The organism is Neolewinella maritima (assembly GCF_923081025.1).
Lineage (GTDB): Bacteria > Bacteroidota > Bacteroidia > Chitinophagales > Saprospiraceae > Neolewinella > Neolewinella maritima.
This window is the reverse complement of record NZ_CAKLPZ010000002.1, coordinates 327,501-351,540: the sequence shown is the minus strand read 5'-3', so window position 1 is coordinate 351,540 and position 24,040 is coordinate 327,501. Positions and strand designations below refer to the sequence as shown.

Sequence of the window (24,040 nt, the reverse complement as noted above, 5' to 3'; positions counted from 1 at the left end):
TTAGCCCATTACGTCTGCTCCCTTGAATCCTTCCCAGACCGGACCGGTGGGTAGCGGTGCCCGCAGCTCTACGCGCGACCCGCTCACGGGGTGGTCGAAGCTGAGCACGTGTGCGTGGAGATCGATAACGCCGCCTTCGTTGGAGCGCTTGAAACCGTACTTCGTGTCGCCGCGCAGGGGACTGCCGATGGCACCGAGCTGGGCACGGATCTGGTGCTTGCGACCCGTGAGCAGGGTGATCTCCAGTAGGTGGTAGCGATCGCTGCTGGCCAGGTAGCGGTAGCTGAGCTCGGCCCGCTTGGCGGTCTTGTCGGACTGGTCGACGACCTCGGAGACGTTGCCCTTCCCCTCGCGGATGTAGTGGACGAGCGTGGCGGCGTCTTCGGTGGGTCGTTCTCCGACGACAGCCAGGTAGGTCTTGGCTACGCTGCGCGCCTGAAACTGCTCGGAGACCCGGGTCTGGGCGGCGGTCTTCTTGGCAAACAGCACTACGCCGGAGACGGGGCGGTCGAGCCGGTGGATGGGGTACAGATCCTGCCGCACGTAGGCCGCGCCGATCTGGAGCAGGTTGGGGCTCTTCTTCTTGTCGGGTACTACGGGCAGGCCGGCGGGCTTGTTGAAGGCGATGAGTTGGTTGTCCTTATACAGGACCCAGTCTCCGGGGCGACCGGGGAAGCGGGGGGCGGATTCTTCGTTGGGCATACTTACTTGACCTCTTCGTAGTCGATGTAATCGTCGCGCTCCTCGGGCTCGGTGATGTCGATATTGGGCGGAGGAGGGGGCCCGCCCTTGACCTGTTGCTTCACGTGGGTATACCACTGGTAGCCGCGGTAAGCGAAGTAGATCAGGGCGATAGTGAGCAGCAGGTCGAACATGGGGCAAAGATACGAACCGCAGTTTCAGTAGCTGAACGGGGGCGGGGTCGCGGGTGCGGTGCTTAGTCCAGGCGCTTCTCCATACACACGCTTTCCTCCACGCCGGCGTACGGACCATAGTTCTCCGCCATGCGCCGGTAGCCGTGCTTTTCGTAGAGGCGTAGGGCGGCGGTCTGCCGCGTGCCCGTCTCCAGCATCAGGCGCCGGTAGCCCAGTTCGCGGGCCCAGCCCTCGAGTTCGGTGAGGATGCGCCCCGCCAGTCCCCTACCCCGTGCGGATTCGGCCACGTACATGCGCTTCACCTCCGCGGTGCGCGTGGCAAACTCCTTGATGGCCCCACAGCCGACGGCCTTTCCTTGCTCGTCGAGCAGCAGGACGACGTGCTTGATGTCGTCCGAGCCGTTGTACTGGTCGTAGAAGGCGTGGTCATCCCCGTCGGTGACGGCCAGGAAGGCATCCAGCTCCCGGATCAGCTGGGGGTAGGCCGGGTGGGCGGGGGTGGTGCGTAGGAGGGTCATTCGTAAGTAGTAAGTCGGTTCCAGTAGTCGCGCTGCATGGCGTCTTCGTCGATGTCGGTGTACATCCATACCCTACGCTGTACATTTTCGGGGGGCGTGGTCACCTCGATCTCGGTGGCCTGATCGGGGCGCAGGAAGGCCTGCAGGGCGGCTACGTCCCACATGACTCGCTCGCGATCTTCGGTAGCGTTCGTTTCCCAGCGGCGCTTGAGGTACTGTCCGATGGGGCCGCTGCGGTCGAGCCGGGCGAAGGTGGAGTCGCGCTGCCAGGTGTACTGAACGGCTGTAGAGATGGGCATGACGTGCAGCTCCAGCCCCTCAGCGTCGAGCAGATAGTTGGCGGCATTGAGGTCGCGGCGGATGTTGAACTCGTCCTTGTTCCAGTAGCCGCCGGTGGTGTCGTAGCGGAAACCGAGTACGTAGGCCACGATCCGGTCCTTGATGTCGGGGGCCAGTGCAATGGCAGAGGCCAGGTTGGTGCTCGCGCCGATGCACATGACGACCACCTTCTCCGCACCTGCGTCCGCGCCCTGACGGGCCTGCTGGATGATGAACTGCGCGGCCGGACTATCGCGGGGCTGAAACCCGCCCCAGGGTTCACCCATGATGGTATCGGCGCCCAGGGGGTGGGGCACGTCCGTGCGGCCGGCCAGCGTGAGCAGCTCTACGTTCAGGTGCTGGCTCTGGTAGACGGTCTTATCGCCCGAGCGGTAGTGCTGCCACTGGGCGGAGGTGAGGCCTTCCCACGCCACGCCCTCTTCCGCCAGGAGGTAAGCGATGGCGTAGAGGTCGTCGATCTCGTTGGCGGTATCGGCATCGAGGATGAAGCGGGTCTGGGCCTGGAGGGTGCCGCAGAGCAGGAGCAGGAGGACGTAGCGCATGGCTTAAACTTAGGGTAAGTCCGGCACATAGCGCTAGCCTGGAGTACGCGGCCGTAGCCGTACCCGCACCGGCCGGTCCTGGTGCAGCGTCACGTACGGCTTGGGCTCCGGCACGGGCAGCTCCCCGACGGCCTCCACGGTATAGTGATCCACCAGGTGCCGCAGGGCCAGCTGCATCTCCAGCATGGCGAAGTGCTGACCGATACACAACCGCGGCCCCCCGCCGAAGGGCAGGTAGCTGAAGGGGTGGCGCTGCTGCTTGGCGTCGGGGTGCATACGGTCGGGACGAAAGGCCTCCGGCTCGTCGTAGTACTGCGGCGAGTGGTGAATGCCGTAGATGAACAGGCCCAGCGTGACCCCCTTATCGATCGTGAAGCCGTTAGCGGTATCTGGTCCCAGGGCCACGCGGTCGGTGATCCAGGCCGGTGGGTACAGCCGCATGCTCTCCTCGATGACCTGTGTGAGGTAGCCGGGCTCCTCGCTAGTCCGCAAGCGCTCATGCTCTGTCGGGTGGCGCAGGAGCAGCCAGACGGTCCAGGCCAAAGCATTGGCGGTAGTTTCGTAGCCGGCGGCAAAGAGGATCAGGATCTCGTCGACCAGCTGCCGGTCTTCCATGGGCTCGCCGGTATCCTCGTAGCGGCTGTCGAGCAGCATTTGTAGTAGATCGTTCGGGGCAGGATCGCAGGTGCTGCGAAGTTTTCGCCGATCGATGTGCCGTTGCACCAGCTGCCGGCTCTCCCGGGCCAGGGCGAGGTGCTTGCGTTCCAGTCCGGCCCAGCGCAGGGGGCGGCGCAGCATGGGCAGGCGGATAGGATAGATGATGTAGGCCTGCAGCTTATCCAAGATGCTGTGCAGCCGCCGCGTTTCCCGCTCGCCGAAGCCGTCCGTGAACAGGGCCCGTACGATGATGTCGAAGGCCAGCTGCCGCGTGAAGCGGAACAGGTCGATCGACGGCTGCTCGGCGGCCTGCTGGCATTCCTCCGTAATGACCGATTGCATCTCCGTGGTGAGCGCCGCCAGCCGCTTGCGGTGAAAGCCCGGTTGGATCAGCCGCCGCTGCCGCAACCAGTCGTTGCCGCTGTTGGTCAGTAGACCGAAGCCCAGGTAGCGGCCCATCTGGTCGGTCTGGATCTCGCTCTTCTCGTAGTTGCGGTGGTTGCGCTGCAGGACGTGCCGGGCCACCTCCGCATCGGTCGTAAAATGGGTGATGCGCTCACCGCCGACGTGCAGCAGGAAGTTGGCCCCGTACTCCCGCCCGTACTGCGTAAAGGTGGGGATGGGGTGGCGGGCCAGCCGCAGCAGCTTGCGGACTACGGTAGTGCGGGGGATGCGGGGAGCGTACATGGGTTGGCTTAGTTGCGGGGGCGGTACACGAGCGTACCTACGGACTCGGCCGGTAAATGTACCCGCAAGGCCTGCCCCGTATCACTGATCGCTACGATTTTATCGGTAGGATCGTTGTTCTGCAGGATCACCGCCACCTCCCCACCGGGCGTCCGAAATGCCACACTCGGAAAGGGCGTAGCGGAAGACGCGATCCGTACCGAGCCGGCCGGAACGAACTTCGCCGCCTGCGCAATGATGTAGTAGGCCGGATTGCGCACCACCTCGTCGCCGCTGATCGTCAGGGCACCCAGGCAGCGATCGCAGCCCCCGCGGTCGGTGTGGGGGTCCTGCTGGGCGTCCGCCGCCAGGTTCCACTCCAGCACGGTCTTACTCCAGTTGCGGGTGGCGCCGATGATGAGATTTTCGGTGTGCCAGGCAAAGTCGGTAGCGAAGTCGCCCGGTGCGCCGATCCACTGCTCCGTAAAGTAGAGGTGCTTACCGGGGTGCGCGTCGTGTACTTCGGAGAGCGCATCGATCGTACCCCCGTACAGGTGAAAGGCCGACCCATCCACGTAGGCCGCGGCTTCGGGATCGTCCAGGATGGAAATGGGATAGTCCGGCCGGTCCGCATTGTGGTCGTAGACGATGATCTTGGTCTCGATACCCTGCGCGCGGAACACCGGTCCCAGACTGCCCTTGATGAAGTCCGCCTGCTGCTCGGCCAGCATCAGCAGACTCGGATTATTCCCCGGATGCAACGGCTCGTTTTGCACCGTCAGCGCATCGATCCGGATGCCCTCAGCGGCCATCGCCTGTACGTACTTCGCCAGGTACCGCGCGTATACGTCGTGGTAGTCCGGTAGCAGACTCCCCCCACGCGTATCCCCATTATCCTTCATCCACGTCGGCGGCGACCAGGGCGAAGCCATCAGCTTTACGTCCGGCGCGATCACCAGGATCTCCCGCAGCAGCGGGATCAGGTACAGCGTATCGTAGGCCAGGGAAAAGCCGTCCAGCGCCACGTCCGTCGCCCCCGCCGGCAGGTCATCGTACGACCAGGGGTACTCATCCAGGTCCGATCCCCCCAGACTCAGCCGCAGGTAGCTCACTCCGATCCCCCCATCGTCCGCCGGTGCAAACAGTTCGTGCAGTATAGCCGCGCGCGCAGGTGCGGACATCTTACTGAGGTGCAGCGCGCTCCCCCCGGTCAGGGTATAGCCGAATCCGTCGATCTCCTGGTACGCTACCGTAGGGTCGATGCGCAGACTGGCGTCGGCTTGCTCCGTGGTGTCCAGGGACACTGGTTGTGGCTGCAGGAGCCGGGACTGGTCGTAGGTGGTGACGTGGAGGGTGGCTGCCGGGGAGCTTGGGGGGGAGGTTTGGGCGGGTTGTTGTGCGCAGGATATGGTTAGTAGTAGGGGGAGGAGGGCTAGGAGGTAAGTTGCTTGTAGATGCATGGTGTGTTGTTTCCCTACCGACTAGTCTGCACGTGGATATGGTCGTCGTGGCGGACGGCCTGACACCCGTGGTACCGCATCCGCGAATCGGTGTGGCTAAGGTACTGGGTGAAGCTGTACTGAGGGTAGTCCCGTTTCATACAGCGCTCCATCTGATCGAACTCCTTTGGTGCCGGACATTCTCACCCTTTCCAATAAGTAGGAACTAAAGGGTAAACCGCGATTCACCTTACCTAGACCAACTACCTGCATCGATCAGTATCTTAAGTGATCATCGTGTCTGGTATGAGAGCTACGGGGTTTTACTTCTACTTGCATTCGCTGCTACTGTTCGCCCTCGTTTGTAGTATGCAGACGGGCCTTGGTGCGCAACAGCGGATCGAACTACCCGTCCGGGCTGACTGGACCAGGACGCTGATCGATGAGCTAGAGGTCATGAGCGACGAACACCAACAGTGGTCGGCGGAAGCCCTCTTTGCGGCTCCAGACGACATGTTCGGGCCGAATACGGTCCGGGCTAAGCCGACCCTGCACAACTACTGGGCCAGGTTCGTGCTGGTGAATACTACCGATCGTGAGCAGTGGGTCAGTTTCGAGTCCTACTACTGGGACTACGTCACGCTACATTTTCGGGATTCAAGCGGACGGATTGCGGTGGTTCCCTCCGGTATCCTGGCCAGCCCCTACAATAATAAGTTCCTTACCCAACCGGCATCGGAATACGAGGTACTGGCCAATTTTGCGTCAAACGCCCGGTTTCGCAGGGAAGACAATATACACCTCATCATCAGACCGACGCTGCCCACACTGGAGCGGAAAGCATTCACCAACTACCTGGATGGTATCACCTTCGGTATCATGTTCGGCCTGGCGCTGTACAACCTGTTTCTTTACGTTTCCATCAGGGATAGGACCTATCTATGGTATACCCTGTACATCTTCTCCTTTGCGATCAGCTTCATGACCCTGTTTGCATCGGAGCCACCGAAATGGACCCAATTTTTTACGCCAGATTATCCGCTCCTCGCCTTTTACCTCAAAAAGATCTCCGACCCGGTCATTTGGATAGCCTACTTGGGCTTTGTTCGCAGTTATTTGGTGACGCGAGAGCGGCACCCCGCATGGGACAAGATCCTCCAGGTCTGCACTGCCCTGATTGCGCTGCAGTTTTTGCTAAATCTGACGGGAGTATATCACTTCACCGGCGTGGCCCGCCTCCTTACGTGGAATACAGCAGTACTTACGAGTTTCATACTGGGCATCACGAGCTACGTAGCGGGGTACAACCGAGCCAAGTTCTTCGTCCTCGGGCAGCTCTTTCTGGTCGCGGGTATCACTATCACCTCCATGCATTATGCCGGGCTGGATGTCTTAGCCTGGCTACCCGAAACAAACCTGGTCAATTATTTTCGTACCCCTTCCGCCACCTTCGCTTTTGGCGCTGTCGAAGCAGTTGTTTTTTCCCTAGCTCTAGCGGACAAGTACAACACGCTACAGGGGGAGATCACGCGGGTACAGGTCGAACAGGAAAAGGAGCGATCCGAGGCCCTGAGACTACAGGAGCTCGATACCTTCAAGACCCGTTTTTACGCCAACATCACCCACGAGTTCAGAACGCCACTGACCGTCATCGAGGGCATGGCCCTGGAATTGGAACGAGAACCCGAAAAGGAGACCGGCAAACGGCTGGAACTTATCCAAAAAAACAGCAGGAACCTATTGTCCCTCGTCAATCAACTGCTGGATCTCTCTAAGCTTCAGGCCGGAAAAATGGGGTCCGATCTCAGGCAAGCCGATGTCATTCCGTTCGTTCGCTACCTCGTCGAGTTGCATGAGTCGTACGCCACTATGCACAAGCTAAACCTCCAGTTCCATTCAGAACTGCCCGCTCTGCTCATGGACTTCGACGCAAAAAAACTGGAGCGCATACTGACCAATCTGCTGAGTAATGCGATCAAGTTTACGCCGGCATACGGCAGGATATCGGTCGTCGCCAAGAAAGTAAACAGAGACCAGCACGCGCAGTTGCGGCTAATCGTCAAGGATAGCGGCATTGGGATTGCTGAAGAACAGGTCCCGTTTATTTTCGACCGCTTCCATCAGATCGATACCGGTCACGGGAGCCACGGGACCGGTATCGGACTGGCCCTGGTCAATGACCTGGTGGCTACCATGGAGGGACACATCGACGTGGAAAGCGAACTAAATAAGGGCAGCAGCTTCGTTATCGATCTGCCCATTCATACTGATATGCCACTGGACGCGGAGATGGTTCCGTACGACTATGCCACGCCACACCTTCCCGGTGCGAATGGCCTGGAGCATCAGAATACGGACGTGATCGAGGATGGACTGCCCATACTGCTCATTATTGAAGACAACGCGGATGTCGCGTACTACCTCCAAAGCTGTCTGGACGAGGAATACCAAATCCTAATCTGCCGCAACGGAAAACTCGGTGTTGAAAAGGCACTAGCACTCCTGCCCGACATCATCATCTCCGACGTGATGATGCCAGAAATGGATGGCTTTGCGGTCTGTCGCATACTGAAGGAAAACGAACGGACCAGCCATATCCCCATCATACTGCTTACCGCCAAGGCGAGTCCCGAAGACAAGTTAACCGGACTGACGCACGGTGCAGACGCGTACCTGATCAAGCCGTTTGAGAAGGAAGAACTGATGATCCGCCTGCATAAGCTACTGGAGATCCGACAAACGCTACAGCAAAAGTATAGTAGCACCCTGATCAGCCACCAAGCGGTTGAGGCTACCGACAATAAGGAAGATACCTACGTAGCAAAGGTAGAACAGATCGTTCTGCATCACCTGGAGGATGAAGCGTTCTCCATCCATGACCTGGCCCGGGCACTGCACCTCAGTCGCTCCCAGATGCACCGTAAACTGAAGGCCCTAACCGGTATGTCGCCGGCGATATACATCCGGCACGTGCGACTCCAGCAGGCGAAGATCCTGCTGAGCGTTACCGATCTAAGTATTTCGGAAATCGCCTACCGGGTGGGGTTTAAAACGCCGGTCTATTTCTCGCAGGTCTTTAAAGAGACGTTCGGTGAAAGTCCGAGCGCAACACGCAAGTAGCTGATTACAAGCAACTTGCCACTATAATCGCCTCCTGACGCAACTATAGCGTAAGGGCCGCCCACCTGCTTGTTCAACAATGGAGCAAGACTCCGCCTACCTAGCGAAAGTCACGCTACCCGGTGGCCCCTAGGTTTGTACCATCCTTTATATCAGTCCATTACCGTACTGGTGGGTTTGTGCCGTTCCCTGCTACGTGCAAGGGAGTGTCACCTCACCTCAAAAAGAATGTATTATGCTAATCCAAAAACTACTTTTCCCCTTACTCGTACTTTTCGCATTCGCTGCTTGCGAAGATGACGACGACGTAACCCTAGATCCGACGAAGGACAGCGGAGCACCCGTAGCCGTGTACAAAGATTCGAGTGAGGGAAGGACGGTCGTTCAGGGTGCGTACTCCGGCTTGTGCCGTACCGAAGATGGCATCACGGCACACTTTAGAACGGAGGATTTGATCCCCGGTAATGCCTATACGTTATGGTTCGTGGTATTCGATGATGAGCCGGGCCCGCCGTCCTCCACCTACGCTTCAGGCTATGTTGCCGGCGAAAGCGGCGAAGCTACCTTCGCCGGACACCTTCGCGTCGGAGATGGGTTCGATGCGCCGGGCACCCTCACCACCTTCAATACCCCACTGACGGCGGAAGTCCACCTGGCCCTACGCACCCACGGTCCGGTCCAGCCCGGAAAGATTCAGATCCAAACCCAGACCATGGACGGAGGTTGTACATCGGGCTTCCCCTCAGGTCCCCTGCTCCATCCAGACTCGGATGAAGTAGGATATTGTGCGAACGTACAAGTCGCCATTCACCCAGCGCAATAGATAGGTGACGCTCTGTTAGATAGCCGCGGACGCAGGTGCGGATACTTCTCTCACGTGTAGTGCACTCCCCCGGTCAGGGTACACCCGAATCCGTCGATCTCCTGCTACGCTACTAGTTGACTTGTTTCCTTACCGACTAGTCTGCACGTGGATATGGTCGTCGTGGCGGACGGCCTGACACCCGTGGTACCGGATCCGCGAATCAGTAAGGCGGAGGCGCTGCTTCAGGTGTGGCTCATTTGCCCGAGGGTAAGGTACTGGGTGAAGCTGTACTGTGCGTAGCCCTGTCGCACACAGCGTTCGATCTGATCGAGTTCCCCCGGTGCCGGTCCTTCGTACACACCATATCCGCTCGTGGATTTGATGTCGCGGGAGGGTACTCCACTGGCCGTTTCGTACGCCAGGCTGAGGTCTACTTTGCGACCATCGTTATGGCTCAGGTGGGGCAGCAGGGGGAAGCCATCGTAGAAAGGAAAGTTAGCATCCAGGTAGTTGATGTGGCCATTAGGACCAAGCTGGCTGGCGGCCTGACTGAGTGCCCCATCTAGCGTAGGCGTCACGTAGTTCCGATTGAGCAGCACCGAAGTGAAGTAGTTCGCCGGTTGCAGGTTGGCTGCATGCGTGATTCGTACGCGACCGAAGTGGGGAGCTACAGTGGGTAGTACAAGAAAGGTAGTTCCGGTATACAGTAGAAGGAAGACTACCATCGTTTTCCACCATGCCCCCCACCCTATTGTGGTGGCGAGTAGCAGCGCGACCAGGTAGATCAGTCCGCCTACCTGGGTGAGTACCGTGAGGCTTAGGAATAGGGTGATGGAGAGGAGGTAGGCTAGTAGTTTTTTCATGGATGGCGGCTGTGCATGGCTATTTAACGACCGCTATGACTGATGACGACCTCCTCAGTTTCTACCAAAGGAGTTGGTCGCGCCACTTGGGAAGCCTACAGCGACAGCGGGTTGTTTACCCGGTCCGCCTCCTCCTGTTTCTTCCGGTGATCCGTTCTTAGTTTGTACTCCAGTTCCCGAGCTAACAGTCGCCACCAGTAGTAGGCCGGTATCTCCCCGCCACTGTGCCGCTCCAGTCGGTACATTAACTCCGTATTCGGATGCTCTTTACCATTCACGATCCTGCTCAAGCGGGCCTTATGAATATCCAGGTTACTGGCAATCTCACTGTTGCTTCGGTTCGTGATGGCGATGTAGCGTTTGGCCTGCTGACCAAAACTGAACTCCTGGACAAACTTTTTCGTCTGAAAGTAATCCTGCAGCGACAACTTGAAGGCGTACAGTTTTGAGCGCAGTTGTGCCCCCTCATCCATGTTCTCTCGTGCTGCCAGTCGTAGCTTGAGAAATTCAGCGTGTGCCTCCCGCTGCTCTTCTGGATCGGTCAACTCACTACTGAACACGAAGCTTTCGGCGAGCTCCTCCTCACTGTACTGCTCGGACAGCTCACGGTATAGCTTATCCTTATGTTGCATCTTCTGTTTCATCGTATAGATATTCTTCAATCAACTTCCTGGCTAGCTCCTGTTCTACTCCTAAGTAGTGTCCGTACTGACGAAAGTGGTAGCGCTCCTGGTACAGATCGATCAACTTAGTTTTGGGTTGCAACGAGACGAAGCCGTCGTACCTACGTTCAAAAGCTAGTTTACACGCAAAGGCGATCAAGCAGCCGGCAATGTTTGAGATGGTCTTCTTCTCCCCCCGGTGCTCCTCCGATGTCTCGATTAGATCAAGATGAATACGGTACTCCTCAGGACCATCGGTGAGCGAGACTAAATCTAAAATCTCGTCTTCGTCTACCAGGAACATCTTGTACACCTCATTGGCTGACTCTTTTTTCCAGTTAAACCTGAAGTGTGGAGTGTCGGCAATCCAGCGGTAGTCGGCGCCAGAGACTGTTTCAATGGCAGAAGCCAATGTGCGACCACTTGGCTCTTCCTGTAGGGGCATCTTCGTTCTTTGCTGACACAAAGACACGCATAGTTGATGGTATCTGTCAACTTTTGACGAACGTTTTCCAGCCTGCTCAGCACTCTATTGAGTGTTCTCGGTGCCGGCCTGATGCCACTATGTCGCTGAACGCGTACGACCTCGCAGTCGGGGCAGTCAACTAGTCGAAGCAACCAACACTACCCTTTCCACCCACGAAGGGACAGCGCGGCGGCACCGGGCACCTACAATACCCACTAACCTTACTTCCACCCGGCCTCGGTTGATGAGGGTCGTGATGTTAGGCGAGCTTACATTGTACCCCTTGGCTAACATGCATTTATGACTAATAAGGTAATCTACCTGCAAGTGCATTGAACGGATTTAACTTATGAAAAAATTCATTATAAATTTCTTCTATTTTACTATTCGTCATAGTTGCATAACAATTACTTATCCACAATATTTCTGCATCTCCAAATATCCAATCCCCTCCATCCATACCCGCAAAGATAACTATCTCGGTTTCCCAACCGAAATCTCCTCCATAAATCACTGCCCTTTCGGTCTGTCTATCGCCTAAAAATATGAACTGTTCCCCATAGACATTTTCATAATATCCTTTATACTTTCCCTCCGTGTCCACTTTAGGTAATTCGCCACTATCCGGCACATGCTGATTAGTTATAGCAAATACATTTTCAACCAAGCCATTAATGTATTCCGGGTGATGGAAGGCAACAAGACGCGACAATAGCAGTGAATCGATAACTTCTATGTTAACTTCCCGGAAGTATTTAAATATTTTGCGCCTCGCATTTGAAGTAATTGTATCGTTTGATATTAACCATACGGTCTTTAGGTTAACCTCTTTTGAGCCGTTAAAAACGATCTTGGGCATTTTGAATGACTCTCGAATTTGTCGCTCAATTCCCTCTACACTAGACTGTCTGATTTTGCCAGTCTTCACAATGACACCGATATATTTTTCGCTCTTCAGCTTATCGTCCTCTTCTATTAAGATGAAGTCAACTCCGTATTCACTGTTACCGTGTGTGTACTCTACATGCTTGATATGTGGAACTTTCGGCAGAAAATTTTTAAGAAAAGGGTGGAACTCTGTTACCTCCTTCTTATAAGACTTGATCTTCTCTTCCACCATTTGAATGTCCATAAATTAATGATTTAAACGGGTTTGCTTACGATAAATAATAATCCTAGATCCAGTATCAGATCCGAATCTTTACAAGGTTGCTATCAGTGAAGTTGCCGGCTTTAACGCCGGCAATTTTGCCCAACGGGAGACTGTGCAAAAGCTCTCGTCCAAACTAAGCAAATTTCTGCCCACCCAGCTTTACTTCCAGTATTCCCGGATGATGGTCGCAAAAGGCCGTCATGAGGCCCACAAATGCCGCTGCGAACGCCACAAAGGATTCATCTCCCACTAAAGCACGCCCCCTCAACCGCCGCAACAGTTCCAGAATGCCCACAATGACCACACTCCGCCGTAGGTTATAGCAGTAGGCTAGTGAACTATACTTTCCATTTACAGCTGGTAGCCCCTTCACCAAGTGGACTGCGGACGCTACTACCGACTGATCTTAGACAGAGACCAGCCGCGGAGAACACAGGTACTAATTGCCAAACAAACAAAGCAACGGTGACTAAACATTGAAACTCCACCAATATTATGCCTATATTTAGTAATACCAAAAAGTGTTACCAACCTCTCTTGACTTCTGTTTGTAAGGTCTCGGGTATACATATTATTTGGAGATTTTTTCATAATAAACTAATTTGATTTGAGAACCAGTAATGTAAGTGGAAAAGCTTTTGGTATCAATATGAGTTTTGTTTTTACTTGTCATTAAAGCTAAATCTCCCACCATACCAGGGTAAAGAATTGAGCTTTCAAACTCCATTCTAAATTTGGCTTGCAGGAATTTCTGATGAACTTGTTCAATAATGTATCCCTCCGATAGAAGGTGTTGAAAAGCACCTAAGTCGCCCGTTGTCTGTGCCATATAGAGGATAGCCGAGATATAGTGGTTTTTATAAGGATTTGCGTGATTGGCAAGATGCTCATATACAGATTCGTCAATTTTGTCGGCCGTGTAGAAAGTATACCATACCTTTAATAATTCGTGGTAGTATTGAGCAAAAATATTGAGACTGTAGATAGCTAGATTGGCATTGTAATGTTTATTGTAATTTTGGAATACTGACAAGAAACTTTCTTCACTCTCTCTCAATGCGTTTATGACATTATATTGCAATAATTGAGTATAAAAAATATAGTATTGATCTGGCCCAAATTGTTCCAAAACTTTGGCTATGTATTCTATCGAATAAAATTTTTTTTGAAAAAACACTGTTTTAACTATTTGCAACGGTCGGGAAATAGGTTCACTCATAAACCTGCTTCTATACGTATTTAGCTGTTCATTCCAATTTTGAATCGTGTGATCAAGATGAATATGATCTTCTCTCATATTATCTATTAGAGTGGAACTATGCCAAATATATCCCAATGCAACGATGGTCAGAGTTTCGTAAGTTACATGGTTTATTTCTCTGTCAACAGCGCTGTCAAACTGATGGCATAAAAGCTTAATATACTTGATGCAATCATTTATTGACTTTGTATAGTCGTCAATATTTTTCGGATCAAAATTCCTTAGTTCGTTATAATTCGCTCCATCTTCAAAAATTTTCTTCACCCAATGTATACTATCAATTTTCTTGGATAATGGGCTATATAAATAGCATAACAGTTTGTTTTTTAATGCCTCATTGGAAAGTGCGTAAACACTACAATCATCGATCACCTTATAATTAATTTTTTCGATCACTTCAAGATTAACTGCAGAAATATTAAAATCCCTAAGTCTATTCTCAGTATTATCAATGATGAAATCTGCTGAATAAGGTCTCATATTTGGTCGCTTCGGAATTTCTAGGCAGCTATTGTATACGTAATTTAAGTACCCTAATTCTCGAATTTCTTTTCTGCCAGTATTCGTAACCAAAAATTTAGTTTTCGTAATTGCACTTTCTATTTTTGAGATAACTGTGTAGCGATCCTGTCCACGATCTAATCCTTGTAGAATTGAAAGAATTACCTTCTCTTCTAAAATAGACACTTTGGTAAAAAATATAAATACTAAGCCCGCTGCAACAGATATGATTAATGGTAACCAAATGCTGATAGCTAAGTTAGATGAATCTGGCTGAATAGTAAAAACTGTTATGCCAATGAATAAGACAAAACCACAGATTGCCCAAATATTGATTTTATAAATATTTATACCTTTACCTTTAACTAACATCACACGGAATTCTTAGGTCTGCAAAAATTTGCGTTATTGATATTTATAGCATAAATTATTGTCGCTGTCATGTAGTCAAGTTGAGATCTAACGGACCGGTCTAATGCCGGCATTTCGCCCAACGGGAGGCTGTGCAAAAGCTCATTTGAGCTAAGGTTGTACCAACGATCATTTGGATTTTAACTAGCAAAATTCATCTCGCCAATATAACTACATTACTTTGTTTTGGCTGAGCAAAGCTTATACGGCACGCGAAGCGGCCGTTTGAGCTTTTGCCCAGCCTGACGTTTACGCCTACGCAGCCGGGGCTAGCACTGACCGAAGCGATCGGCACTATCTTTTCCACCCATGAGGGGGCGGCGCGGCGGCATGGGCCAAAACCGACCAGCGGGAGCTTTTGGCCCATTGGCGACGTGACGACCCCGGGCACCGCTAGCACTCACCAGCTTCATCCCCACCCAGCCCCGGTTGACGTAGGCGTGGTGTTGGGCGGACTTTTCTTGTATGGAAGAATCAAAATTACCCAATTAGCAGTGTGGTGATTTAATATAGATGCTATCAAAGTCCGTCACCAAGACTTCTTAAAGCAACCACCCATTTGCCACTCCATAATTTTGAGTCAATAGTTCTACCACATCACGTATCGAGATAATTTGATCGATCATTGTCAGTCTATTCAGAACCTGCATTTTGCTGAAGCACTTTCCTTCTAGTAGAACTCAACGCCTCGATAACTTGAGCGTATAACACTGTCAATGCTGATACGCTTTGCTCGTAATCTTTGTAACTAATTTCTTTGCTGATAAGCCTACTGCGGTTTTCACTTGCTTCCTTTACGGCTAGTTCATATTTAGAAACAATATCATTCAGATCGGCGTTGCCAACGCCTACAATCAATATCTTTAAAGTACTAAGCGACCCTCCTAGACGATTATATGCACCTGAAATATCTTCGCCAATTTTGCGGTTTGCCATACTTAACTGAGCAGTAGTAAGACTTTCTCCGTTTTCTATTATTATATCACCAATAGCCATTTGGTTGATTGCGTGCAATATATAACCGTATGCAGTCATGTTGTTTACATAGTCGTCATTCGCTTCTTTGTGTTTATTGATAGCAAAGGTGTACGCATCCTGTATTGGATGAGTAATTTTATCTATAGACAGTGAAAACTGGGACTGCGTGCCATCCAATGTTCTCACAACACCGGAGTCAACTTCGTTTCGAACTATCTGACTTGACGTAGCCTTCGCAGCCTTAGCTGAACATACACCAGCAAGAGCTAGAAATATGAAACCCAACCACGCCCAGAGATTAAGCCCTAAGACAGTACTTTCCATCATTTGATTTATAGAAATTAAGGCCTGCAAGTTTTTATATCATAGTACTATTCACACTGAACAGAAGATCAACGTATATGTTAACTGCTACTCTAGATTTTGGGTTGAGTACATTAGCCTTTAGTTCACAGTAGTTTACAGCGATATATTCTGTCCCGTTCTCACCAATAATCAGCACAACTTTTGTAGTCGCAGCCTTAATAACAGTAATTTTACTCGATTCAGCGGTTTGCCAGCATCACTTTGGGTTGTTCTCGTGCCGGCTTTGATGCCGGCATGTCGCCCAACGGGAGGCCGTGCAAAAGCTCACGTCCAAGCTAAGCAGATTTCCGCCTACCTAGCTTTCCATTTAGTATAGCCAGGTAATGGTCGCAAAAGGCCGTCATAAGGCGCTCAAATGCCCCTGCGAACGCCAAAACGGAGTCATTTCCCGCTAAAACGCGCCCTCTCAACCGCCGTAGCAGTTCCGGAACGCCCACAATGGACACACTCCGCCGTAGGTTATAGCAGCAGGCTAGTAAACTGACCTCCTTGTCTACGGCTACTAGTCCTTCATCGACGTGAAGTAGGCACCCCAACTTCGTTTGATGCTGCCAAACGGGTGTTTCACGATGGCCTGCCGAGTGTGGTACACTTCCGGCCATTACTGCAGCCGCTGGCGGTTGCGCGTCAGTGACCCCTCCCGAGCCGTGTTCGACTAAGATGGATTATGCGCAGCCAGGACCGACATGTGTATGCCGAAGGCCCCGAAGCCTATCGGCAAATTTAACTATCGCTCAGCACGCTGATGGACTATCAAGACAGCAGGTCACGGCACGGGCCACCTCACGGCCGGGCGGGGGCACTATGTCCTAAAGTTACTTTCTAAGCTACCTTGACACAAGAGTAACCGCTAAGCAACCACGGCCAAGGGTTCCAGTATAGTAGGGAAGAGCTTAGCTTAATGGAGTTGAGGCCGTGTTGAGGGTATCCTTTTTCAATTTGACTATAACTTGATAGTCCAAATATTCAAAGTTAAATTACATAATTCAGTTATGTAGCTGGTATTACTATTGCACTATTCACAAAAATCTTATCATACGTCATACACAACTTTTAGCTATAAATAGAAATAACACAATCCAGAATCCAAATACTCCGATTTTCCCAAAAGTGCTTACTTTGGGGGTTTCATCTGAAGTATGAGAATGGTTTACGGTGGTGTTGGTAGACTTACCAGTTTCATCTTTACCGTCGTGACGTTTAGCAAATTGCACACCTTGACTTGAAAGGTATATCTTTCTACCAAACAAGGTAAATGATCGGTCTTTACCTATTGACGTTCCGTATACTGGACATCGACCTGTGTATAGCAATCCTTTATCATCAAGATAGTTATATATCCCCCTATTCATAAGGATGTGAATTTGAAAAAAATCTACAACATTCACTGCGTTGTCGGGTGACCAATCTTGGCCGTCTCTCATTTTTACAGTTGTAGTGTTCATTTCTTTACATATGGCATTCATCCACTCAACAGCATAGGCGCTTGGGTTAGACGTAGTATTGTTACTTATATTCATAGTGAATATTTTTAATTAAGATAGAGGGTGAAATAGTGTTGCGGGTAGGTTATCCTTTAGTCAATCTAGGCTCTAGCAGTTAGCGTTGCCATAGTGGAACTATGACGAACCAAAAAAAATTAATTACAGAAAATGAAATAAATGTTCCGAATATTGTAACAAGCCAGCCTCCGAATGACTCTGGGGTAATGGTTGTAGATAGAATACTACCTAACCCCAGTAAGACTACTATACCTAAGATGAATTCTTTTAGCTCAGGTCTCATACGTTTGCTTTTGGTTGTCGGCAATATAGTAAAACTATAGGACTTTTGTTAGTAAGTGCTAATATAAAAAATACTAGGTCTATAACTGATGGTGTATTTGAATTCCCCTATTTAGTAAGTGGCTCCATATTATTCTAGAACTACCGTTTGGCTTGGTATTTTGATTGCCCCAACACACGGCTACACACATTGCATAAACGCACAATTGTATGCAGCCCCCAATATATACGCCAATCCCTCAAGGTGTACACATCAGGTGTCGGTGTTCCCCACGTGCGTATATACACCACCCAAACGTTGTATCTACGCAATGCCATCCCGTAGCATCACCTCACGCGTCGAACTACCTACCCCACCCCTCACCCCAGTAGTCGTACCCAAACAGGGCGTAGAACTAGCAACTTCCTCCCACCACCCCCGCACCAGCGCCCCCGCCCAAACCCCCAAACACTTTACCTTACACCACCCATCCACCCCACCCCCATGCGCTACCTCCTCCTCCTCACCATCCTCCTCTACCTCCTCCCCCTCCCCGCCCAGGACGCCGATAAACCAAAGCCTACCCCCACCATCGCCGAGAAGACGGCGGAGCTGGAGCGGACTGACGGCTTCTACCCCTATTACTACAGTACCGAGGAGGGGAAGCTGTACCTGCTGATCAGCCGCTGGAACGAGGACTTCCTGTACGTCAATAGCCTGGCGGCCGGACTGGGGAGTAACGACATCGGGTTGGACCGCAACCAGCTGGGAAATACGCGGGTGGTGTTCTTCCGGCGGGTGGGACCGAAGGTGCTGCTGCAGCAGCGGAACCTCGACTACCGGGCCGTGTCCGATAACCCCGCCGAGGCGGCGAGCGTGGAGGAGGCCTTTGCGCAGTCGGTCGTGGAGGGCTTCAAGGTGGTGGCGCGCAGCGGTGACACGGTGCTGATCGACCTGACGCCGCTGCTGCTGAGCGACGCCCACGGCGTAGCCGCCCGCCTCAAGAAGGCCAAGGAGGGGACCTATAAGGTGAGCGACGATCGTAGCGCGCTGTACCCGGAGCGGACGAAGAACTTCCCGAAGAATACCGAATTCGAGGCCACGATCACCTTTACCGGTGAGCCGACCGGGAGTAAGGTGGGGAGTGTAGCACCCAATAACGAGAGCTTTAGCCTGCGGATGCACCACAGCTTCGTGGAACTGCCGGATAGCAACTATACGCCGCGGCGCTTCGACCCGCGCTCGGGCTACTACCCGACGAGCTATGCGGATTACGCCACGCCGATCGATCAGCCGCTGGTGCAACGCTTCATTACGCGGCACCGGCTGGAGAAGCAGGACCCCGCGGCAGCCGTGAGCGAGCCCGTGGAACCTATTGTATACTACCTCGACCGCGGCGCGCCGGAGCCCGTGAAGTCTGCCCTGCTGGAGGGGGCGCGCTGGTGGGACCAGGCCTTCGCAGCGGCCGGCTACCGCAATGCCTTTCGCGTAGAGGTGCTGCCCGAAGACGCCGACCCCCTCGACGTGCGCTACAACGTGATCAACTGGGTGCACCGCAGTACGCGGGGCTGGAGCTACGGCTCCTCGGTCACCGACCCGCGCACCGGCGAGATCATCAAGGGGCACGTGCTGCTGGGCAGTTTGCGCGTGCGGCAGGATTTCCTGATCGCCCAGGGCCTCATCGCCGCCTACGGAGCGGACGGCACCACGCCCGACCCCCGCCTGGAAGCACTCGCCCTGGCCCGTCTGCGGCAGCTGAGTGCCCACGAGGTGGGCCACACGCTGGGACTGGCGCACAACTTCGCCGCCTCGACCAACGACCGCTCCTCGGTCATGGACTACCCCCACCCCTACGTTACGCTGACGGAGGACGAGCAGATGGACTTCAGCCAGGCCTACGCTACCGATATAGGCATGTGGGACAAGCAGACCATCAAGTACGGCTACACCGACTACCCCGATGCTGCGGCCGAAGCGGCCGGTCTGGCCGCCGTGCTCGCCGAGAACGAGCAGCTGGGCCTGCGCTACATCAGTGATGCGGATGCGCGTCCGCAGGGGAGCAGTCAGCCCGAGGCTCACCTGTGGGACAATGGCAGCGACCCCATCGCCGAGATGGATCGCCTGCTGGAATTGCGCGGCGTGGCCCTACGCAAGTTCGGCGTGCAGAACATCCCCCTCGGCGCGCCGCTGTCGGAGCTGGAGAGCGTACTGGTGCCCGTCTACCTTATGCACCGCTACCAGGTCGAGGCCGTCGCCAAGATGATCGGTGGCTACGCCTACGACTACGGTGTGCGCACGACCGGCGTGACGCCCGACTACGCTCCTACCTCACCTGCGCTGCAGCGCCGCGCGACCAGCAAGCTCCTCACTACCCTGTCTCCCCGGACCCTGATGCTACCCGAGCAACTGCGCGCGCTCATCCCCCCGCCCGCCATGGGCTACGGCCGCAACCGCGAGCTGTTCACCACCCAGAACGGCGGTGGACTCGACCCCCTCGGCATGGCACAGTCCGCCGCCGACAATACCCTCACCTTCCTGCTGCACCCCGACCGCCTGGCCCGCGTAGCCGAGCAGCGGGCGCTGTACGGTTCGCCCATGCCGTCCCTGCAGGACTACCTGGCGCAGCTCAGTGAGTTCATCGAGCAGCAGGTCCGCAACAACCGCAAGGAAGACTATTCCTCCGAAGTGGCGCAGCTGGTGCAGCGGCGGTTCGTCCACCACCTGATCCAGCTGGCCGGCAACAAGACCATCAGCGGGGCCGTCGCGGCGGCCGCCCTGTCGCAGTTGATGGAGCTGCGTACCGCGATCGTCAACAGCGCATCCAGCGACACCGGCAACGGCCGCTACCTCCGCCACCTCATCGATACCTACCTCGCCAATCCCAGTACCTACGAGCCCGTTGTCACCCCCGATCTACCCGACGGCTCCCCCATCGGCAACTAAGCCACTTCAAACATTTTGTTAGTTAAATAGGAATGCTTACCTTCGCACGCGGTCATCCCGTCACCACAGGGCGCGGCCGCAGGTGCGTTTAATATTCAGGAGCAGCAGATGGAGAACCAACACGGCGTAGAAACGACTGGCGACGAGCAGATCACCGGACTCAAGGGCATGTACGAGGACTACTTCCTCGACTACGCCAGTTACGTCATCCTGGAGCGCGCCGTACCCGCCATCGAGGACGGGCTGAAGCCCGTGCAGCGCCGCATCCTCCACGCCCTTAAGGAGATGGACGACGGCCGCTACCACAAGGTGGCCAACGTGATCGGTCAGACCATGCAGTTTCACCCCCACGGCGATGCCGCCATCGGTGACGCGCTGGTCAATCTGGGCCAGAAGGACCTGCTGATCGACCCCCAGGGCAACTGGGGCAATACGCTGACCGGAGACTCCGCCGCCGCCAGCCGCTACATCGAGGCCCGCCTGACCAAGTTTGCCCTCGACGTCGTCTTCAATCCCCAGACCACCGACTGGCAGCTCAGCTATGACGGACGTAAGAAGGAGCCCATCAACCTGCCCATGAAGTTCCCCATGCTGCTGGCGCAGGGCGCGGAGGGCATTGCGGTAGGACTGAGCACCAAGATCCTGCCCCACAACTTCATCGAGCTCTGCAAGGCCAGCATCAAGATCCTGGAGGGCAAGAAGGCGAAGATCTACCCCGACTTCCCCACCGGCGGCACGGTCGACGTGAGCGACTACCAGAGCGGCAAGCGCGGCGGGCGGGTCAAAATCCGCGCCACGATCGAGAAGATCGACAGCAAGTTCATCGCCATCAAGGAAGTGCCCTACGGCATGACCACCCAGACCCTGATCGACAGCATCATCAAGGCCAACGACAAGGGCAAGATCAAGATCAAAAAGGTGGTCGACAACACCGCCGCCGAGGTGGAGCTGCTCATCGAGCTGGCCCCGGGCGTGAGTCCCGACGTGACCATCGATGCCCTCTACGCCTTCACGGGCTGCGAGCTGTCGGTCTCCCCCAACGCCTGCGTGATCATTGAGGGCGATAAGCCGCACTTCATCACCGTAGAGGAGATCCTGCAGGTCAATACCGAGCAGACCAAGGAGCTGCTGCGACAGGAGCTGCTGATCCGCCAGAAGGAGCTAGAGGAAAAGATCCACTTCGCCAGCCTGGAGAAGATCTTCATCGAGCAGCGCATCTACCGCGACATCGAGGAGGCCGAAAGCTTCGAGCAGGTGCTGGAGCTGATCCGCGCCGGACTGAAGAAGTACGTGCGGGAGCCAGAGGAAAAAAAGAAGCGCAGCGACCAGCGGCTGCTCCTCCTGCGTGACATCAGCGACGAGGACATTACCCGCCTGACCGAGATCCGCATCAAGCGCATCTCCAAGTACAATAGCTTCAAGGCCGACGAGCTCATGGCCCGCCTGGAGGAGGAACTCGCCCAGGTACGGCACGATCTGGCCCACCTGACCGAATACGCCATCGCCTGGTACCAGAACCTGCTGGACAAGTACGGCAAGGGCCGTGAACGCAAGACTCAACTCGCTACCTTCGAAAAGGTCGTGGTGGCCGCCGTAGCCGCTAACAACACCAAGCTGTACGTAGACCGCAAGGAGGGCTTCGTAGGCCAGTCGCTGAAGAAGGAAGAATTCGTCTGCGACTGCTCGGACGTGGACGATATCATCGTGTTCCGGCAGGACGGCTCCATGCAGGTCACCCGCATCGACGACAAGACCTTCGTGGGCAAGGAGATCATCCACGTCAATGTCTGGAAAAAGGGCGACGAGCGCACGACCTATAATCTGGTCTACCTAGACGGTAAGACCGGCCGGGCCATGGCCAAGCGCTTTAATGTCACCGCCATCACCCGCGACCGCGAGTACAACCTGACCAAGGGGCACAAGGGCTCCAAGATCCTGTACTTCAGCGCCAACCCGAATGGGGAGGCCGAGATCGTCACCGCCCAGATGAGCCAGTCGGCCCGCGCCCGGCAGAAGTCGCTCGACTTCGACTTCGCCGACCTGGCCATCAAGAGCCGTGGCGCGGCCGGCAACATCATGACCCGCTACCCCATCCGCAAGATCACCCTCAAGGAAGTAGGCAAAAGCACCCTGGGGGCCATGAAGGTGTGGATGGACGAGGTCAGCGGACGGCTCAACCTCGACGCCCGTGGACAGTTCCTCGGCGGCTTCGATACCGGCGATTACCTGCTGGCCGTATACCAGGACGGCAGCTACGAGCGCGAGGAGCTCGACCTCACCCGCCGCTATGACCCCAATAACCTTTACTTCATCGGTAAGCACGAGGAGGACATGGTCATCAGCGCGGTCTACTACGAGGGCGAGCGCGGCGTCACCTTGGTCAAGCGCTTCAACATCGAGACCAGCTCGCCCGGGCAGGCCTTCAACTACCTGAGCGATCACAAGCAGACCAAGCTCTACCTGGCCAGCGTACACCCCGCCCCGGAGGTTAAGTACAGCTACCGCGAAAAGCGCGCGAAGGTGGAACGAACCGTCGTACTCAGTAGCTTCATCGACGTCAAGGGCTGGAAGGCCCTCGGCAACAAGCTCCACGACGGCAAGCTGCTGTCCATCAAGGAGCTCACCGAGCCCTTCCTACCGGTAGAGGAGACCGCCCCCCCGAAGAAAGCCCCCTCCTCCAAAGCCGCTAGCAACGGCACTGCCAAGCGTGCCAACGGTACGGCGAACGGTAAGGGAGATATTAAGCCGGGGGATACGATTGAGTTGGATTTCTAGGGGTTTTCCTCTCCCCCGGCCCCTGCTAATCCTTTAGGGCCCCCACCCCAAAGGTCGCAGTGGAGAGGGGAGACGTCTCCGACGTTTCGTAAGTAGTAGCGTATTTACTATCAACACACTCAGCCAGTATCTTTGCCGTATGGGCAAGCAGTCGACCAAGCACAAGTACCGCAGTCGCGGCGATAAGAATCGCGAGACGGCGCGCACCGTCCGGCTGCTGCTACTGGCTGCCGTGCTGTTCGGCCTATTCCTCCTCATTCGGCAACTGGTATAGTACCCGGTAATCTCCAGTACGCAGCGCTCTCCGAGCGCGGTAGTACAAGGCTGCCTCCGGCAGCGCGTGCTCAGCGCAAATCCAGGATGTTCCCCATCCGGAAGCACTTGCGGCAGCGAGCCTCGTACTGATCCCGCTCCCCCAGCACCACCGTATCCGTATCCGGCGTGAGCCGGTAGGAGTGGGTAGCCAGATTCCCACAGTGGCTACAGATCGCGTGCACCTTGGTGATATACTCGGCTACCGCCAGCAGATCCGACATCGGGCCGAAGGGCTGCCCCCGGAAGTCCATGTCCAGTCCGGCGATGATGACGCGCTTGCCGCGGTAGGCCAGCTCCTGTACGTGCTTGACCACCTCGCGATCGAAGAACTGCGCCTCGTCGAGTCCGATGACGGATACCTCGTCGTCGACCTCCAGCAGGCGGGCGGAGGCCGCGATGGGGGTGGCCTGGAAGGAATTGCTGTCGTGCGACACCACCCGCTCGTCGGCGTAGCGGGTATCGATACTGGGCTTGTAGACGGCTACGTGCTGACCGGCAATACGGGCCCGCTTCAACCGGCGGATCAGCTCCTCCGTTTTACCGGAAAACATGGAGCCACAGATAACTTCCAACCAGCCGCTGCGTTGACCGCTGAAGTGAGGTTCTAAAAACATACGCGCC

Annotated in this window: 19 protein-coding genes; 5 read left to right on the top strand and 14 right to left on the bottom strand. The window is 54.7% G+C overall.

Translation table 11 applies throughout. The features are described from left to right. The 6 genes from MJQ68_RS09845 to MJQ68_RS09820 form a co-directional block, all read right to left on the bottom strand. A complete protein-coding gene (locus MJQ68_RS09845) occupies positions 1-702 on the bottom strand; it encodes an RluA family pseudouridine synthase (RefSeq protein ID WP_238750922.1) in 702 nt (233 codons plus the stop codon). Between the two features lie 2 nt (positions 703-704). Then, positions 705-875 carry a hypothetical protein gene (locus MJQ68_RS09840; protein WP_238750921.1) on the bottom strand — a complete coding sequence of 57 codons (171 nt, stop codon included), beginning with the start codon at positions 873-875 and terminating at the stop codon, positions 705-707. A 62-nt stretch (positions 876-937) separates the two neighbouring features. After that, positions 938-1,393, bottom strand: a complete 456-nt coding sequence (locus MJQ68_RS09835; protein WP_238750920.1) for a GNAT family N-acetyltransferase — start codon at positions 1,391-1,393, stop codon at positions 938-940. Continuing rightward, positions 1,390-2,274, bottom strand: a complete 885-nt coding sequence (locus tag MJQ68_RS09830; RefSeq protein ID WP_238750918.1) for a nucleoside hydrolase — start codon at positions 2,272-2,274, stop codon at positions 1,390-1,392. The genes MJQ68_RS09835 and MJQ68_RS09830 overlap by 4 nt, the downstream gene beginning before the upstream one ends. A 33-nt stretch (positions 2,275-2,307) precedes the next feature. Continuing rightward, on the bottom strand, positions 2,308-3,618 hold the full coding sequence (locus MJQ68_RS09825) for a cytochrome P450 (RefSeq protein WP_238750916.1): 1,311 nt from the start codon (positions 3,616-3,618) through the stop codon (positions 2,308-2,310). 8 nt (positions 3,619-3,626) lie between these two features. Further along, positions 3,627-5,057 (bottom strand): glycoside hydrolase family 30 protein, encoded by a 1,431-nt coding sequence (locus MJQ68_RS09820; protein WP_238750915.1) that lies wholly within the window; start codon positions 5,055-5,057, stop codon positions 3,627-3,629. Between the two features lie 348 nt (positions 5,058-5,405). Between MJQ68_RS09820 and MJQ68_RS09815 the strand changes: the two genes are divergently transcribed. Both MJQ68_RS09815 and MJQ68_RS09810 read left to right on the top strand, forming a co-directional pair. Beyond that, a complete protein-coding gene (locus MJQ68_RS09815) occupies positions 5,406-8,156 on the top strand; it encodes a 7TM diverse intracellular signaling domain-containing protein (RefSeq protein WP_238750914.1) in 2,751 nt (916 codons plus the stop codon). 235 nt (positions 8,157-8,391) lie between these two features. Then, a complete protein-coding gene (locus MJQ68_RS09810) occupies positions 8,392-8,979 on the top strand; it encodes a hypothetical protein (RefSeq protein WP_238750913.1) in 588 nt (195 codons plus the stop codon). A 224-nt stretch (positions 8,980-9,203) separates the two neighbouring features. On the opposite strand, the gene MJQ68_RS09805 is transcribed toward MJQ68_RS09810, so the two are convergent. The 7 genes from MJQ68_RS09805 to MJQ68_RS09775 all read right to left on the bottom strand — a co-directional run bounded on the left by MJQ68_RS09805 (position 9,204) and on the right by MJQ68_RS09775 (position 17,142). Beyond that, the gene (locus MJQ68_RS09805) at positions 9,204-9,824 is read right to left on the bottom strand and encodes a hypothetical protein (protein WP_238750912.1); all 621 of its coding nucleotides are present in this window, start codon (positions 9,822-9,824) and stop codon (positions 9,204-9,206) included. Positions 9,825-9,919: 95 nt separating this feature from the next. Continuing rightward, positions 9,920-10,468, bottom strand: coding sequence for a helix-turn-helix domain-containing protein (locus tag MJQ68_RS09800; protein WP_238750911.1), 549 nt, complete (start codon positions 10,466-10,468; stop codon positions 9,920-9,922). Next, positions 10,446-10,931: a hypothetical protein gene (locus MJQ68_RS09795; RefSeq protein ID WP_238750910.1), complete on the bottom strand. Its 486-nt coding sequence runs from the start codon at positions 10,929-10,931 to the stop codon at positions 10,446-10,448. Before MJQ68_RS09795 ends, MJQ68_RS09800 begins: the two co-directional genes overlap by 23 nt. A gap of 325 nt (positions 10,932-11,256) precedes the next feature. Then, the gene (locus MJQ68_RS09790; RefSeq protein ID WP_238750908.1) at positions 11,257-12,084 is read right to left on the bottom strand and encodes a hypothetical protein; all 828 of its coding nucleotides are present in this window, start codon (positions 12,082-12,084) and stop codon (positions 11,257-11,259) included. 592 nt (positions 12,085-12,676) lie between these two features. Next, the gene (locus MJQ68_RS09785) at positions 12,677-14,242 is read right to left on the bottom strand and encodes a hypothetical protein (RefSeq protein WP_238750907.1); all 1,566 of its coding nucleotides are present in this window, start codon (positions 14,240-14,242) and stop codon (positions 12,677-12,679) included. A gap of 669 nt (positions 14,243-14,911) precedes the next feature. Continuing rightward, complete coding sequence (locus MJQ68_RS09780; RefSeq protein WP_238750905.1) at positions 14,912-15,583, bottom strand: hypothetical protein; 672 nt, start codon at positions 15,581-15,583, stop codon at positions 14,912-14,914. A 1,079-nt stretch (positions 15,584-16,662) separates the two neighbouring features. Further along, positions 16,663-17,142 carry a hypothetical protein gene (locus MJQ68_RS09775; RefSeq protein ID WP_238750904.1) on the bottom strand — a complete coding sequence of 160 codons (480 nt, stop codon included), beginning with the start codon at positions 17,140-17,142 and terminating at the stop codon, positions 16,663-16,665. A 748-nt stretch (positions 17,143-17,890) separates the two neighbouring features. Between MJQ68_RS09775 and MJQ68_RS09770 the strand changes: the two genes are divergently transcribed. The 3 genes from MJQ68_RS09770 (at position 17,891) to MJQ68_RS17930 (ending at position 23,378) form a co-directional block, all read left to right on the top strand. Next, complete coding sequence (locus MJQ68_RS09770; protein WP_238750903.1) at positions 17,891-20,329, top strand: zinc-dependent metalloprotease; 2,439 nt, start codon at positions 17,891-17,893, stop codon at positions 20,327-20,329. Between the two features lie 108 nt (positions 20,330-20,437). Further along, positions 20,438-23,104, top strand: a complete 2,667-nt coding sequence (locus tag MJQ68_RS09765; protein ID WP_238750901.1) for a DNA gyrase/topoisomerase IV subunit A — start codon at positions 20,438-20,440, stop codon at positions 23,102-23,104. A 139-nt stretch (positions 23,105-23,243) separates the two neighbouring features. After that, the gene (locus MJQ68_RS17930; RefSeq protein WP_264758999.1) at positions 23,244-23,378 is read left to right on the top strand and encodes a hypothetical protein; all 135 of its coding nucleotides are present in this window, start codon (positions 23,244-23,246) and stop codon (positions 23,376-23,378) included. Positions 23,379-23,448: 70 nt separating this feature from the next. Here the strand turns inward: MJQ68_RS17930 and MJQ68_RS09760 are convergent, their stop codons facing one another. Next, positions 23,449-24,033, bottom strand: a complete 585-nt coding sequence (locus MJQ68_RS09760; RefSeq protein ID WP_238750899.1) for a thymidine kinase — start codon at positions 24,031-24,033, stop codon at positions 23,449-23,451. Positions 24,034-24,040 lie beyond the last annotated feature (7 nt).